This is a genomic window from Marinomonas algarum (assembly GCF_020532605.1).
Taxonomy (GTDB): Bacteria; Pseudomonadota; Gammaproteobacteria; order Pseudomonadales; family Marinomonadaceae; genus Marinomonas; species Marinomonas algarum.
Genome location: NZ_JAJATW010000036.1, coordinates 1 through 15,540, shown reverse-complemented (window position 1 = coordinate 15,540; position 15,540 = coordinate 1). Strand labels below are relative to the sequence as shown.

The 15,540-nt window shown below is 42.0% G+C and carries 8 protein-coding genes and 4 tRNA genes; 8 read left to right on the top strand and 4 right to left on the bottom strand.

Annotated features, from left to right (window positions below; translation table 11 throughout):
* The first annotated feature begins 2 nt into the window (after positions 1-2).
* Positions 3-7,052, top strand: coding sequence for an immunoglobulin-like domain-containing protein (locus LG368_RS15590; protein WP_420827972.1), 7,050 nt, complete (start codon positions 3-5; stop codon positions 7,050-7,052).
* An 88-nt stretch (positions 7,053-7,140) separates the two neighbouring features.
* On the opposite strand, the gene msrA is transcribed toward LG368_RS15590, so the two are convergent.
* A complete protein-coding gene (msrA, locus tag LG368_RS14540; RefSeq protein WP_226755433.1) occupies positions 7,141-7,800 on the bottom strand; it encodes a peptide-methionine (S)-S-oxide reductase MsrA in 660 nt (219 codons plus the stop codon).
* Positions 7,801-8,039: 239 nt separating this feature from the next.
* Here msrA and LG368_RS14535 point away from each other — a divergent pair, with 239 nt between their 5' ends.
* Together LG368_RS14535 and LG368_RS14530 are read left to right on the top strand one after the other, a co-directional pair.
* On the top strand, positions 8,040-8,528 hold the full coding sequence (locus LG368_RS14535; RefSeq protein WP_226755432.1) for a hypothetical protein: 489 nt from the start codon (positions 8,040-8,042) through the stop codon (positions 8,526-8,528).
* Between the two features lie 111 nt (positions 8,529-8,639).
* On the top strand, positions 8,640-9,518 hold the full coding sequence (locus LG368_RS14530; RefSeq protein WP_226755431.1) for an NAD(P)-dependent oxidoreductase: 879 nt from the start codon (positions 8,640-8,642) through the stop codon (positions 9,516-9,518).
* A 63-nt stretch (positions 9,519-9,581) separates the two neighbouring features.
* Here LG368_RS14530 and LG368_RS14525 read toward each other — a convergent pair whose 3' ends face one another.
* The gene (locus LG368_RS14525; protein ID WP_226755430.1) at positions 9,582-10,991 is read right to left on the bottom strand and encodes an SLC13 family permease; all 1,410 of its coding nucleotides are present in this window, start codon (positions 10,989-10,991) and stop codon (positions 9,582-9,584) included.
* Between the two features lie 332 nt (positions 10,992-11,323).
* On the opposite strand from LG368_RS14525, the gene LG368_RS14520 reads away from it, so the two are divergent.
* The 4 genes from LG368_RS14520 to LG368_RS14505 all read left to right on the top strand — a co-directional run bounded on the left by LG368_RS14520 (position 11,324) and on the right by LG368_RS14505 (position 11,889).
* A tRNA-Met gene (locus tag LG368_RS14520) sits at positions 11,324-11,400 on the top strand.
* A 46-nt stretch (positions 11,401-11,446) separates the two neighbouring features.
* Positions 11,447-11,523, top strand: a tRNA-Met gene (locus LG368_RS14515).
* A 75-nt stretch (positions 11,524-11,598) separates the two neighbouring features.
* A tRNA-Met gene (locus LG368_RS14510) sits at positions 11,599-11,675 on the top strand.
* A 137-nt stretch (positions 11,676-11,812) separates the two neighbouring features.
* A tRNA-Met gene (locus LG368_RS14505) sits at positions 11,813-11,889 on the top strand.
* Between the two features lie 1,262 nt (positions 11,890-13,151).
* Here the strand turns inward: LG368_RS14505 and LG368_RS14500 are convergent.
* Complete coding sequence (locus LG368_RS14500; protein ID WP_226755429.1) at positions 13,152-14,144, bottom strand: ABC transporter substrate-binding protein; 993 nt, start codon at positions 14,142-14,144, stop codon at positions 13,152-13,154.
* 242 nt (positions 14,145-14,386) lie between these two features.
* Entirely contained in the window at positions 14,387-14,830 is a 444-nt protein-coding gene (locus LG368_RS14495) for a PACE efflux transporter (RefSeq protein WP_226755428.1), read from the bottom strand.
* A gap of 90 nt (positions 14,831-14,920) precedes the next feature.
* Here LG368_RS14495 and LG368_RS14490 point away from each other — a divergent pair, with 90 nt between their 5' ends.
* Positions 14,921-15,388, top strand: a complete 468-nt coding sequence (locus LG368_RS14490; RefSeq protein ID WP_226755427.1) for a LysR family transcriptional regulator — start codon at positions 14,921-14,923, stop codon at positions 15,386-15,388.
* Positions 15,389-15,540 lie beyond the last annotated feature (152 nt).

Here is a 15,540-nt window from a genome sequence, read left to right as displayed (position 1 = left end):
CGGTGGACGTGACGGTTGCGGCAGACGAAGATGTGTACGTAGATGGCACGTCCATCTCGGCGTCTATCGAGTCAGCAACAGGCGGCAACTTCGAGAACTTGGTGGTTGATCGCACAGCGGCGACGACCGACGTCGTCGACACGATTGATGACACCACCGTGCGCCTAAGTGCCACCGATCAAATCACCGAAGCCGGCGGCACCATCACCTATACTGCGACCCTGGACAAGGCCTCCGAAGGCGAGACGCAAGTCACCCTGAGCAATGGTGAAACCATCACCATCGCCGATGGAGAGACCACCGGTACCGTAGACGTGGCGGTTGCAGCGGACGAAGACGTGTACCTTGATGACAGCACCATCGAAGCCACCATCACAGGCGCCACAGGCGGAAACTTCGAAAACATCGTGATCAACAACACCGCGGCAACGACCGACGTCGTCGACACGATTGATCCAGTAAATATAACAATAGATGCAATAGCAACAACACCAAAAGTGATTGATATTAATACAGAATTAGATGGAACAACTGGTATTAAAGTAACAGCATTTGATTCATTTGGAAAAGAAGCCGACTTATCAGTTATAAGTGGTACAGATCATGATGGATTTGGTGTTCAATCAAGAGATAAAAATGGTAAGGATACTAATTTATCTAATGGTGCTACAAAAGAATTGGGATTTGATGAAAAAATTGTTGTTGAATTTAACAATGATGTAAATTCACTTGATGTTTCTTATGCTTGGAGAAATAACCACGAGACATCTTTAGTAACTTTTTATGATAATGGTACTGTTGTTGGTTCTGCTACAGTAGATGGTAACGGATCAAGTATCACAGAGGCATTTGTAAAATACTTTGATGCTGAAGGAAATAAGATAAAAACAGTAGCAGCAAGAGGAAGTTCAGATAAAGTTGATGAAGCATTTACTTTTGAATTACCAGACTCTGATGGAAATATCATCGCTTTTGATAAAGTAGAGTTTACTGCACCTGAAAAAGTAGATGATTATTTAATTCATGAGATAGTATATACAGAAGCTGTAGATACTAATATTACTGACATTCTAACAGAAGGTGGAGGTCTAACCTTTAATATTCAACTTGATGAAAATAACCCACCAAAAAGTTCGGCAAGTGCTAAAGTTGAAATAGATGGTAAAGAATATATTGTTCCTTTAAATGCTACAGGTAGAGGTACAATTTCTCTTACTGAAGATCAAATAAAAGATATAGAAGATTTATCTAATATAAAATTAGAAGTTATAGAAGTAACTGGTGGTGGTTATGAAAAAGTAAATACTGCAAGTAGAATATTTGATTTTAGTTTTGATGCATTAACTGGTTCAGATGATCTAATTAGTACAGATGAAGATACATCTTATACTTTAACATCAAATGATTTTGGAGATTATATTGCTTTAAATGAAACTGAATTTAAAATAACAGATTTACCAGATGCTCAAAGTGGTGTGATTTATTATATTGAAACAAAGGCAACGACAACAACTAATAATGCAGGACAAGTGGTTGAAATAGCAGAGATTAAGCATGCTGTTACCAGTGAAGAAGTAATCTCTTTAGCTAATATTAATGAAGGAAAGCTTGTATTTGAACCTACAGCAGATTCTGATGTTGATGGAAGTTTTAAATTCCAAGTTGGTGATGGTAATGGTAACTTCAGTGAAGAATACACAACATCTATTGAGGTTGTTGCCGTTGCAGATACGCCAGATGTTGATATAGATGTAACAAAAATAGAATCTTCTACAAGTTCTAGTGATTTGATCGTTAAAGCAGGTGATGCCACATACAATATTACTGATATTATCTCAAGTGAAAAGACTAAGAACTATACAGAAGTTTCAGGTATAGAAAATAGTGAAGAGACTAGTGCTCAAAATGTTATAGTAAATGAAAATTTAAATCAAAATGATCATTTGAAAACTACGTCTACTGGAGAAACAGCAAGTAACATAATTGTTATAAACGGTAATGTTGAAAGTAACTCTAAAATAGAATCTATGGATGGAAATGATGTTGTTGCTATTTTAGGTGATTTAAAAAGTGGTACAGGTGCATCTGCTACTCTTAATGATAGTAATGGAACAGATATTTTATATTTTGGTAATGTCTCAAGTTATTATGATGTATCTAATTTGACAGACCATATAAAAAATAATAGTGGTACAGGTATGGATGGGGCAATCATTCAAATTGATGATTCCGGAAATACTGTTGGGAAATTATATATAAATAATATAGAGGGTATAGTATTTTCTGATGGTAAAACACTTGGAAATGTTACTTTAGAAAGTAGTGCTACAGAAACTGTCGAATATGAAGTTGATTTTAGTGCAGCTATAACAGATTACGATGCCGATGCAGGTAGAGATATAAGTGAAACGCTATCCATTAACATCACAGGTGTTCCGAGCGGTGCGACCTTGAGTGGTGCCACTCAAAATATCGATGGTTCCTGGACAGTCACCCTTGACGAAAATGCCATTGATTTTGATGGTAGCTTGACCCTAACGGTTCCAGTGGGTGCTGAGGACTTCACGCTGAAAGCTACGGCCACCGCTACGGAAACCAATCTGGGGTCAAGTGACGAAACAGTCACTACATTAAGTGCTTCCAATTTTGCCTCGGCTGCGGTCATTATGCCAGAAGATAACACTGCCCCAACCATTGGAGATGATTCGATTGCAGTGTCAGAAGAAGGAATAAATTTACCAGGGGAAGGAAAAGTTGGTATTCCTGATGAACAGTCTGGTACAGGTTATTCGGATACAACGAATAGTAATACGGCTTCGGGCAGTCTAGCGATTACCGGAAATGGTACTGCTGAATTAGTTGTGGCCATTGATTTGAATTCCCTTCCAACGGATTTAACATCTGGCAATGACCCGATTACTTGGACTTATGACTCAAGTAACCAAGCTGTTGCGATTGGTTCGACTGCTGATGGCGAAGTGATTCGAGTTGAGTTGAATGATGGAGATCCGGTTGTTAATACTGAAGGTTCTAACCCTCCGTCGTCAATTGGTTATGAAGTGACTTTAACTGGGCCAGTTGATCATTCAGTAAATAGCTTGGAAGACACGCTTGATTTTGATTTTGATGTTTCGATAACAGATGGAAATAATACGCCAATTGATACAGGTTCCATTGCGGTCACGATTGAAGATGATATGCCATCTGCGCAACCTGATAAACTGACATTAGATGTTGCTGTCAATAATCTTGAAATTGGCAACCTTAAAACCTCTTGGTCTAATGTTTCTGGCGGCAGTGCTAATATTGATAATCAACCTGCTGGATCTGATGATGTTGTTAGTTGGGGTGACACAAATCAAAATACAAATTACACATTTGATGATAACAATGACTTAATTTCAACCCAGTCAGCTAGCGTTAACTCGATGTTTGAATTGGGTGAATTCACTCACAATAACTTCCCTGTTAGTACAGGGATTGATTCTGTTGATTTAGATTTGTCATTAAATGTAAATATTAATGGTTACCCTGTTTCAATATCACATACGATCAACTTTGATCATAATGAAACCACTAATTCGGATGATCTTTTGGCCAGCCGAGATATTGTAACGATTCAGAATGCAAGTACAACAGTACCGGTTACAACGCCAGACGGGCAAACTTATGAGTTCGAAATTATCGGATTTGTAGATGGATCCGGCAATCTAGTCGATCAGGTTTATACTAATGAAGATGCTTCGAATAGTTATACTTTGATGGCTAAATTGGTTTCTTCCGATTCGGCAGAAATCATTGGTGCGATTGATACTGATGTATTCGGTGCAGATGGTCCGGCTGAAGATAACCCTGTCGAATGGCAAGGTGTCGATGAGTCAGGACAAGTTCAAGGTCAATATGGTGTGTTAACGGTTCAAAGTGATGGAAGCTATATTTATGCAATGGATCAAGAAGCCTATGATCAATTGCAACCAGGCACTTCAGTTGATGAAGAGTTTACTTACACCATCATTGATGGAGATGGGGATGGTTCAACGTCTACATTGACAATTGATATCAATCCATCCCTGGCGGAGCAAGCTCCTGATCGTCAGCCAGAAGCTGAAAGCGAATCTCAGGAAATGACGTTCGGTGATGTGTCGACAAACTTGGTCTTGACGCTGGATGTTTCAGGTTCTATGGGTAGTGGTGTATCAGGCACTAATCAAACTCGCTTTGAGATTGCAAAAGCCTCTCTGGTTGAGGTGATTCAATCTTATCAATCTCTAGGTAATACAGATGTCAATTTGACACTGTTTGGTAAAGATGCGGCCAATATTGGTTGGATGAATGCTTCTGATGCCATTGATTATATAGAATCGCTTGAACTTTATAATAGTGGCTTGTATTCGGATAGGTATAAAGTCAGCGTAAATACTAATGGTACGGATTATAAAGATGCGATTGATGACACCGAAGTGATTAGCTTCAATGGTCATAACGCAGATCAAACAATTGGTTATTTCTTATCCGATGGTGAACCGAACGAAAATCAAGACAAGGTTGATAACGATAATGACCAAACCATTAAAGATTGGAAATCGTTTATTGAAGCCAATGTGGATGAATTACATGTTGTCGGTATTGGGAGCAACGTTTCGGATGAGTATCTAGAGCATGTTCAAGTCGAAGACGGTAAAGATCCAATCATAGTGACGGATGAGAACCAGTTGGCCAATACGTTGAACGACACGGTTCAAGCGGTAGTGACAGGAGACGTTTCTGACAACTACAGTGGTGGAGATGGTGTGATCACCATTGACAGTATTGAAGTTTATGGAACGACTTATACGGCCTCAAACTTCCCATCAGGAGGTGTGGATTTAGATGGCCAAGGCACTTTGCAATTCAACTTTACGACCGGTCAATACAGCTACAGTGCAGCATCAAATGAATTCTCATCCGATGTATCTAAAGCCTTTAGTGTCGCAGTATCGGACGCTGATGGTGATACAGCTTCCTTTAATGTGAATATTGATGTCACGGAATTAGATACTACTGCGTCAACTCCTAATTTGGATGGTGAGTCTTTAGTTGCCTCAGAGTCGGTGAGTTCAACGCAAACTGTTCAAACCGTAAGTGATGAAGGAGAAACGACTCTTCGTGGTGGTATTTTCTCTACGGAATCAAAAACCTACTCTTTAGGCGATGATGCCTTGAGTTTTTCACTGGAGGTTTCTAATTTTGAAGATAACGGTTGGTGGGATTCAAATGGTTCTGGATATATTCAGATACTGGATGGAGCAACTGTTGTTGACACTATCACATTAAATGGGAATGGATCTTACGACTACACTGCTCCAGTTGGCTCAAACTTTGATGCAGTAAAAGTAATAAGAACTGGTGGAAACTTTAAAGTTTCTGACTTTAGTGCGGAAGTGACACAGACGGTGAATACCTATAGTTACGAGCTAGATTTGAGTGCTTCTTTGACAGATACAGATTCAGAAACCTTAAGTGATGTAACGGTTAGTGACTTGCCAAACGGTGTGACAGTGACAGGAACTGGAGTCACTTATAACGGTGATGGAACCTTCACGGTTGAATTAACCGGCGGGGTAGCGGCTTCAGATGTGAAATTGGAATCGACTTCACAACTCACTCAAGCGGCATTGGATGCCATTACCATTTCTGTAACGGCAACTGAAACAACTACAGGTCATGAAAACACTGTGACCGCTAAACTCGTTGACGGTATTGTTGAAGGTCTGGCTTATGTGACGACTTCTGGTGTGTCAGGCTTGACTGATGCAAATGGTAGCTTCAGCTATGTTGAAGGAGACACAGTAACCTTTATGGTCGGTGATGTGGTCATTGGCACGGCGGATGAGAATGATTTAGCTGCTGGTCAGGTGTTCTTGCAAGACCTTGCAAATGTAGGTCGCTCAGACTTGAATAACGAGTATGTTGAAAACATGGCCGTCTTCTTACAGTCACTGGATGCAGATGGCAACGCCGATAATGGCATTACCATTACGCCAGAGGTTTTTGCACAGTTTGAAGGCGTATCCTTAGACTTGAAAACAGCTTCTGAGGCCGACGTTAAAGCCGTCATTGAATCCGCTGGCCATAACTATGTGAATGAAGAAGACGCTATGGCGCACGTTCAAAGAATGTTGCAGCAATATGGCGGTCAAACTGAGTTTGATGCCCATATTGATGATTCCATCAAAACGGCTACCTTGGCACATGAAACATTGGATGTTGAAGGTTTACGTTATGAAACCAGCTCTGGCATGAATGGAGACATGGTAAATGGTATCTTTGAATTTGATCAAGGCGACACCATTGAACTGTTTATTGCTGATACGCTTGTTGCCAGCTTCAACAGTGAATTGGTTAATGCGAATGGCCTGATCACTTTCGATGCAGCCGGCTTTACCATCACCGCCGACGAACTCAGTGAGTTGCTGGCGCCGGAAGATGCGGAAAACGTTTCTGATGACATTGACGAAGCCGCCACCGACACGCAAGCCAGTGAAGGTGCTAACGAATCCGACGCTGAACTTATTGCCGAAGTTGAAGAGCCAACGGAGGAACAGCCAAGCCTAGCCGAAAATGACTATCTAGATGGTGGGGAAAATGATGATACTTTAATCGGTGGAGATGGCGCTGATGTATTATTTGGTCAAGGTGAGGTAGATACCTTGAGCGGTGGAACTGGTGATGACTACCTCTCTGGTGGTGTTGACAATCTTACCAGTGGAGAAGATAGTGATACATTGGTTGTTGATTCTGCTGGGTCTGCTGTGAATACGTTGGAGGACTTTAACTCCGCCGAAGATGTGTTAGATGTTTCAGATTTGTTAGATGTTCCTGATGGTACAGATGATATTCAAGACTACTTAGATAAACATCTCTTAGTGACTGATAATTCTGTAGACGTCGTTAAAAGTGAAAATGACACTGAAAAAGTGGCCGATTTGGGTGACGAGTCAACTGTTAGCAGCGGTGGTACAGTGAACGTTATTTACAACGACACTGAATATACTATTAATGTAGATGGTTAAATTGGTGTTTAGCTGAACGAAAAAAGCCGAGCTAGAAAATTTTCTAGTTCGGCTTTTTTGTATCTATAATTTTCGAGAAATCAAATGCTTAACGAGCAAGACCAATCGGACAGCTAACACCGGTGCCACTGAGTCCACAGTAGCCATTGGGGTTTTTGTACAAATACTGCTGGTGATATTCTTCAGCAAAGTAATACACATCTAAAGGCTCGATTTCTGTGGTGATCATGCCGTAACCGCCCGCTAAGAGTTCCTTTTGGAAAGCAGCTTTGCTGGCTTCAACAATGGCAAGATCAGACTCTTTTGTGGTGTAGATAACAGAGCGATATTGGTTACCCACATCGTTACCTTGGCGCATGCCTTGCGTCGGATCATGATTTTCCCAGAACACCTTCAACACATCTTCCAATGTGGTGGCGGTGGTATCAAAGATCACCATTACCACCTCGCTGTGAGCGGTTTGCCCTGTGCAGACCTCTTCATAAGTAGGGTTAGGTGTATAGCCGCCAGCGTACCCAACAGACGTTGCCACAACGCCCGGTGTATTCCAAAGCTTACGCTCAGCGCCCCAGAAACAGCCCATGCCCAATACAACACAAGACTCGTTCTCGGCCAGTTCACGGTTAAAAGACTGTTGATTGACAGCATGAATGCCAGAGATTTGTACCGGCGTTTCGCGACCCGGCAGTGCGTCTTGTGGTGTGGGAATCGTTGATTTCTTGAGCATACTTTCTATGTTGGTAGGCATCTCGCCCTCCGAATCATCAGTTTAAAACGAATTTATCAGTGTTTTTTACCACTGGGTCACAAATAGACACAAGTACTTTACAACGTTTTGCAGCAATTACGCAGAGTTTGCTATTTTTCTGGCAGTCTCTATTTGTATTATAATAATATTTTAATTAAATTGATGGCACTAGGAACACGATCACCCCAATAAAAACCGCTACCTTAAGCCCTTTCAATGGCTTTGAAGAGGAAAATAAAATGAAGATAACGCACCAACAACTGGCAAAAGACGCCGTTGATTTAGTCAAGCCTGCCATCGACAAGCTCTTTGAACAGACCAACCGAAAAGAACTGCACATTGTGATCATGGACCCGCGTGTCAAGCAGTGGGAAGCCAAGTTTGAAGACGCTATCCTTTATGAAGAGTCCATTCAAAATACACCATGGACACTGCCTTTTGACGATTTTGCTCGCAAAAAAGCCGCTCAAGCTTGGCGCGACGGACGTGCCAATATTCACCATCAAACATCTCAACCGTCCTCCTTACGGGAAGGGGATGTGCTTTTTTATGGTTCTTTTGTCTATGGCGACGTTGTCGTGGCGTGCAGTGGTGTCCAGCAGTGGTTTGACATGCTGGTGAGTGGATGGATAGCGGTTGCGTTTGAGCAACTGGCTATCAGTCATTATCAGCAAGAGAAAACCGATCATCCAACAAAAATGTATCTAGCAACAGACAGTGATGCGTGAGGCGGCTGACCGACACCGGTGGCAATTTGTATTGGATAATCTCTATTTGTATTATAATATGATTATACTTAATGAGTAGTATCAACGCATTGGATTATTAGGAGAATAAAAATGACGAAACCTATTATTGGATTCATTGGATTAGGTCTAATGGGCGGAAATATGGTTGAAAACCTGCAAAACAAAGGTTTTCAACTGAATGTAATGGATCTAGACAAAGGCGCGGTGGCGACCTGCGTAGCACGAGGCGCAAAAGAGGCGACTTCACCAAAAGCACTAGCAGAGGCAAGTGACATCGTTATGCTGTGTCTGACCACTTCCGATGTTGTAGAGTCGCTGGTCTATGGCGACAACGGCCTATTGGCTGGTATTAAAGAAGGCGCTGTATTGGTGGACTTTGGTACCTCTATCCCCGCATCAACGCGTAAAATTGGCGCAGACTTGGCTAAAAAAGGCGCAGGCATGGTGGATGCCCCGCTTGGTCGTACACCGGCTCACGCAAAAGACGGCTTATTAAACATCATGGCCGCTGGTGATATGGAACACTACGAGAAAGTGAAGCCTATTCTAGATCAGCAAGGCGAAAACGTTTTTCACTTAGGCGCTTTGGGCGCGGGTCATACGACCAAACTGATCAACAACTTTATGGGCATGACCACCGTCACTGCGATGTCTCAGGCGTTTGCGGTTGCGGATCGTGCCGGTGTTGATCGCCAGCAGCTTTTTGACATCATGTCTGCAGGCCCTTCTAACTCGCCATTTATGCAATTTTGTAAAAATTACGCAGTAGACAACAAGAGTGATCTTGGCTTTTCCATTGCTAATGCCAACAAAGACTTAGGCTATTTCCTAAAAATGATGGAAGACTTGAACACACGTTCTTTGATCGCCGAAGGCACTTCTGCTAACTTGCAGGCCAGTGTTGACTTGGATATGGGTAAGGGCAATGTCCCTGAAATCTTTGATTACTTTATGACATTAAATGCCTAATGTGATGCATTAATGGCGCAAAAGTGTGTGACCAGCAACGAGTCACACGCTTCTTTATTCCCTTTAAATCCAACCTAATATGACCCACCACAAATAATCCAGCGGCATCAAAAACACCACCGTGACCAACGCCAGAGGCAGACTGATTTTTAGTAATTTGCCAATGGGTTCTTTCGACATTTGCATAGCAAGAATCAAAGGAGCAACTTGGTAAGGGAAAATAATGGTTGAGAAGCCCACGACTTGCGTCATTAAGACAGCAGGTAAACTCAGGCCTGTCGCATTAACCAGATCCGTTGCCAAAGGTGTGAGTACCGTTGGTACGCCTGGCACAGTGGCGATGACACCGGTGAGCGTGGCGATAATAGACAAGGCCATAAAGTTTAGAAAAGACCCTGCCGTGTCGCCGGGTAACAGGCCACTAAAAAATTTCCCTAAAAAAGCACCGATACCAGATTCATTGACTAAAACGCCCAAGCCTAACGCTGACGCAACAAACACAATGGTGCCAAAGTCCACACTGTTGTTGAACGATTTAGCGGGCACACAGCCGAGGCGAGGCATTAACAGAATAATGGACGTGACCAATCCAACCCAAGCTGGGCTTACACCATGTACAGAGTCTGTTACCCATAACAGCAAGGTAATGGCCAAAATCACTCCAACACGTTTCTGTATGCTTTTTTGTGCCTTGTCTTTTGCTTTGTCTTCTTCTTGCAAAAGAGATGTGTTGTCAGAGGCGACGTTGTTCACCTTGGCAGGAAAGACAAATAAGGTGATGGCCACGATGGCGATGGATTTTAAAATGCCCAATACAGGGAAGTGCAACAGCAGATATTCTGTGTAACCAAATCGAATACCAAACAAGGTTTCACTGGCACCACTGAACACCATGTTAGGAATATTGGCAGGCAACACGGCGAAGCTTGGCATATTGCAGGCGAGTGTGAGTGCCGTCACCACCCCAAGTCGACCATTTGACCCCTTTGCAAAGCCCACCTGTTCGGCCAGTGCCAAACCGATAGGGATTAAAACCACAGCACGACCAATCGAAGAGGGCATGATGAACCCTAATAACACGGCACTGATCACCAGCCCAGAGATGAGTCGAACATAACTGCCTGTTAAATGTGGGGCGATAAAAGACGCGAGCGTGTTACCTAAACCTGACGAGGCAATGGCCGAACCAATTACAAAACCGGAAATAATTAACCATACCGCCGTTGAGCCAAACCCTGCAAAAAGTAATATAGGATCAAGCAGGTTCAAAATGACACTGAGTGCAAAAAAGATCAGGGCCGTTAAAAAGGGCGGCACAAGGCTCATACTCCACCCCACGAGTGTGATCAAAATCACGGCAGCACTGTATGAAAATTGAGCAGGATAGCCGTCTAAAGGGAATACACACAACAACATCGCACCGGCAAAAGCCATGGCGACGGCGATGTGTTTAATAGGCGCATTGCTAAGCATGATTAGAAGCCTTATTGCGAAATCGGTTGTAGGAGCTCTTTCTGTTTGGCTTGAACGAAAGAAGAGGGGTTTTAGTCTGTTGTTTTAGCGAGTACTTATATTGCCTTGTTCGTATGTCTTTTAACAGTTGTGTTATGGCGTTTTTATTGACCTATCTTCTATTTATCTGTGTTTTTAGTGTCATTGACTTCGTTTGTTGGTATCCGTGTGAAGTTCGCTTTATTTTAATTCATTTTGATAATGCGCTTGACTCTGTCATCGATGTGCCTATAATACGCACCTCGTTGAGACGGGTTAGAGAGTTTGTTTAACCCTTAGCAATGAAAATTAGTCGCGGGATGGAGCAGTCTGGTAGCTCGTCGGGCTCATAACCCGAAGGTCGTTGGTTCGAATCCGGCTCCCGCAACCAACTAATCGAATGAAATTATTAGTGATTCTTTAAAGAATTATTTTGTCGCGGGATGGAGCAGTCTGGTAGCTCGTCGGGCTCATAACCCGAAGGTCGTTGGTTCGAATCCGGCTCCCGCAACCATACAGAGTAGTTTAGTCACAATAATTCAAAGCAATAAAAAATAAAGATCTGAACTATATCAATAGTTTAGTATGTCGCGGGATGGAGCAGTCTGGTAGCTCGTCGGGCTCATAACCCGAAGGTCGTTGGTTCGAATCCGGCTCCCGCAACCATTTAAAGACAACAGGTCGTTGGTTCACCTTTTATTAGAGACTGGCTCCTGAAATCAACTAGAATCAGTCTAGTTTGGTCACATAGTTTTATCTTACATTTCTCAAAATAAGCTATACATATCGATAGTTTATCATGTCGCGGGATGGAGCAGTCTGGTAGCTCGTCGGGCTCATAACCCGAAGGTCGTTGGTTCGAATCCGGCTCCCGCAACCATTTAAAGACAACAATTCGTTGGTTCACTTTTTATTAGAGACTGGCTCTCGCAACCATTTCAAATTATTTTTTTAAAAATATCCTTCTATATCAGTGACTTACTTAAAGTATTTTTCTTTTTGCGATAAATCTTTTTAGTGTTTTGTCTGTAATATGAGTCGATATATGTACTCGTTTTTACACCTATGCACACCTGCTTCAGTCACTAGATTGATTAAATATTTCCTTCTGACCTTCAATGTCATCTTTTTTAGATCTTTTGTAAATCGTCGGTCCAAAAAGACAAAGTAGTCTTAAAATTTCATGTGGCGAATCTGTGACCAAATTGTGACCAAAACGTTTATTTTTATGCGAAATACTTTGCAAAGAAATTGTCAGTTTTTGACTTTAATTGACCTTAAATGAGGAAGTTATGAGCTTAGGGCTGTTTCGGTTTTATAATGAACTAGTAGCCTTGTGGTCACATTTATCTGTGACCAAAAAGACCATTAATTGACTTAATTAGTCTTTATTCTACATTTTCTATTCCTCGCTAACTCGTTGTATTTCATTGATAATTTTTACTGATGCAGATATGTCAGCCAGAATTTTTGTAGAGGGTCTTTGTGACCAAGTTCTCTAACACAGCATAAACAAAGCCTCCTGTTTTCTAACGTCTAAATTAACGCCATACAACTTTTTTGTAATTGTTCATTCTGGCCCTCAAACTGTGACTATTTCGACGGATGGTGGCCATCAGATACTTTCAGTTCATGATTAAACTCAGTCTGGTGAATCCACTTTTCAGTAGAGTTTAGTCGTTATGATTTCACCGTTTGTGTCTCATTACAGGCGTTGTGTCAGAGTCAAATGCCTCATCCCAATACGACCTTTTATGTGTGTGTTCAAGGTGATGCTATGATTGATGCGAGCATTTATTCAAGTGTAGACTCCCCAGAGTTTGCTAGACTTGCGAAAGGGAAGTGATTACTTCCCTTTCTCCCGTGTTTTTGTTCTAAAACCTTAATACTCCTAGCAGACGTAGAGTCTAATGAGCTCGTGAGGGCAATTGATTACTTGAATGAGGATGACCCCACGCACGTCTGCTAAATCACACATTCTAATTTCCACTAAACCTATAAGGTCTTTTGTTTTCTTTCATGGCAATAAACTGCCCTCTAATTAGACCAAATTCACTATACCGCTACACTTTAGCTAATGATTAACAAAAAAAGCCTGAGTAGTTTTTTAGCTAGTCAAGCTTTGCACGCTAACCAGTAAGGTTATAACGCTTTTTCTACTTCCTGTGCCACTTCTGCAGTTACCCACGATTTCCAAACTTCTGGGTATGTATCCAAAAAATAGTACATGGCGGTTTCTTCGTCGGCTTGGTTTTCTTCCATCCAAGCCAATAACATACTCATTTGAGGATTAGTAAAGCCCCGACTTTGAAAATAGCCATATGCTAGAGGCTCAGTCTGAGCAAAAGATTCTGTTGTGATCGTGTGCACAGGAGAGGGGGGATACATAGTAACTTTTGGTGAAGCGCAATCAGGTTGTGTGGTGCAGTTTCGATATTCTTCCAGGTCAGTTCCACTGCCGAAATCCACTTTAACCATCTCATATTTTCCGAACAAAGGCGTGGGTGACCAATAATAGCCAAACCAAGGCTGCTGACGTTCATAAGCTCTAGAAATACTACCAGCCAAACCTGCACCTGAACCCGGATCAATTAATTCAAAGCCATCATTTTCAAGTTGTAAGGCGTTAAATAAGTGTTCTGCCGTAATTTGGCATGTCCATCCTGCTGGACAACCATAAAAAGCATGTTTGGTGTCGCTTTCGGGATGTTCAAACAGATCAGCATGTTTAATAACACCTTCAATAGTTGCCATCTCGGGGTATTTTTTTACTAAATACGCAGGTACCCAAAAACCTTCTTCACCGCCATTCACTAAAGCATTTCCTGCATATCGGAGTCGTTTATCGGCCACGCCTTTGTCTAGTGCCTCTTTAATGCTGTTTGTCCAAAGCTCTGGCGCTACATCAGGCTTACCTTTTTCGATCATAGAGAGACCTGTTGGCACACTGTCTCCAGGAACCAAGTCAGCATTACAACCATAGCCATTGTTTAAGATAAATTGATCGACGTGTGCGATTAAACTAGCTGAGTTCCAGTTCATATCCGCAATAGTAAATGAGCCACAAGCCGCACTGGCATTCGCAGATAACGTGGACACGGTGATGGTTGTTAAAAGGCAAGATAGAAGCTTCACAAGACGAGGTTCCTTTAAAATATAATTTAACTAAGCATATAAAAAAATAGCAGTAAGAAAGAACATAATACACTTTAACTGTAAGCATCGGCTAAGCCATAGGTATTAATCTCTACAAAAAACATAAAGTCTGATGTTTTCTTTCCTAGGAATAAAAAACTTTTTATCCTATATTCAGGCGTATGCTCGCTCTTTGTGAACGCTTGTTACCATAGTAATAGTTTTTTATAGTGCTTTGTCTGTCAGGCATTACCCCTTCTTCCCTGTTCTGCCTTCATGAACCATTTTTGATAGGGCTGATAACGGTCGTATGCCCAGTTGAAGACGATGGTGTACACAAAAATAAAGACCAAAAAGCCCGCTTCTAATGCTATAGCGGCCAACCAGGTGATGCCTAGATACCAAGCCATTAACGGTATAGTCACGAATAGCATGCCAAACTCGAAGCCAAAGGCGTGCAATATACGAGTCACTAAGCCTCTTTCAAGACGGTTGTAACCTATGACCTTGTCGAAAACTAAGTTGTAAATGTAATTCCAAAGCATCGCGAAAAGTGATAAGAAAATGCCTACGATGGTCATTTTTGTCGCATCAACGCCTCCCATTATGACCATTAAGGGAACGGCTAGAGTCAGCGCTAAGACTTCAAAAAGAATGGCTTGAAAGACTCTTTCTACTGTTTTCATATTGTATTTATACCTTCATAGGGTGACTAAACGCGTATTTTCATCCATTATTAAGGTATTAAATAATCAGATAGTATCTGGAAAAGCGATATGTTCAGTGTTGAGCAGTTACAAGCCTTTGTTGCTACAGTCGAAACAGGGTCTTTCTCGGCAGCAGCAAGGCAGCTAGGAAAAGCTCAGTCGGTTGTGAGTCAACATGTCATTAATTTAGAAATAGACTGCAACACCCCGCTATTTGAGCGGTCTGGCCGTTACCCCACACTCACGGCGGCCGGTAAAGCCTTATTACCGCAATCGACTGCCTTACTGCAACAACACCAACGCTTCACCAATTCGGCTTTAAGTTTGCATCAGCGTACACCTGATGACATTACCATCGCGCTTGATGAAGGCATTCCGCTTAAGACCATTGCGAAAGCAATTGTCGACCTTGAAGCAAAATATCCAAATCTGTCGTTGGAGTTTTTGAGTGCATCAAGCTTAGACATCATTGATATGTTAAAGAGCGAGCGCGCTATCACGGGGATTATTTTTAGTGAATTAGACATCCCTAGTTAGTCGTCCCTGAATAATGGCGTTTCAAACAAGAAACGCCATGGTATTTTTAGGCTTTTCCATTAAAAACGTTATTTTTAGCCATATGCGCTGTAAAAAAGACCCAAAATATTGGGCACAATAAAGCCACTTTAGTAGCTTACGCAGGTTCTGAC

What these genes read in the sequence shown, in the direction of transcription:
- msrA (WP_226755433.1), bottom strand. Translation starts at nt 7,800, where the DNA reads ATGCCTACCAACATAGAAAGTATGCTCAAGAAATCAACGATTCCCACA.
- LG368_RS14535 (WP_226755432.1), top strand. Translation starts at nt 8,040, where the DNA reads ATGAAGATAACGCACCAACAACTGGCAAAAGACGCCGTTGATTTAGTC.
- LG368_RS14530 (WP_226755431.1), top strand. Translation starts at nt 8,640, where the DNA reads ATGACGAAACCTATTATTGGATTCATTGGATTAGGTCTAATGGGCGGA.
- LG368_RS14525 (WP_226755430.1), bottom strand. Translation starts at nt 10,991, where the DNA reads ATGCTTAGCAATGCGCCTATTAAACACATCGCCGTCGCCATGGCTTTT.
- LG368_RS14495 (WP_226755428.1), bottom strand. Translation starts at nt 14,830, where the DNA reads ATGAAAACAGTAGAAAGAGTCTTTCAAGCCATTCTTTTTGAAGTCTTA.
- LG368_RS14490 (WP_226755427.1), top strand. Translation starts at nt 14,921, where the DNA reads ATGTTCAGTGTTGAGCAGTTACAAGCCTTTGTTGCTACAGTCGAAACA.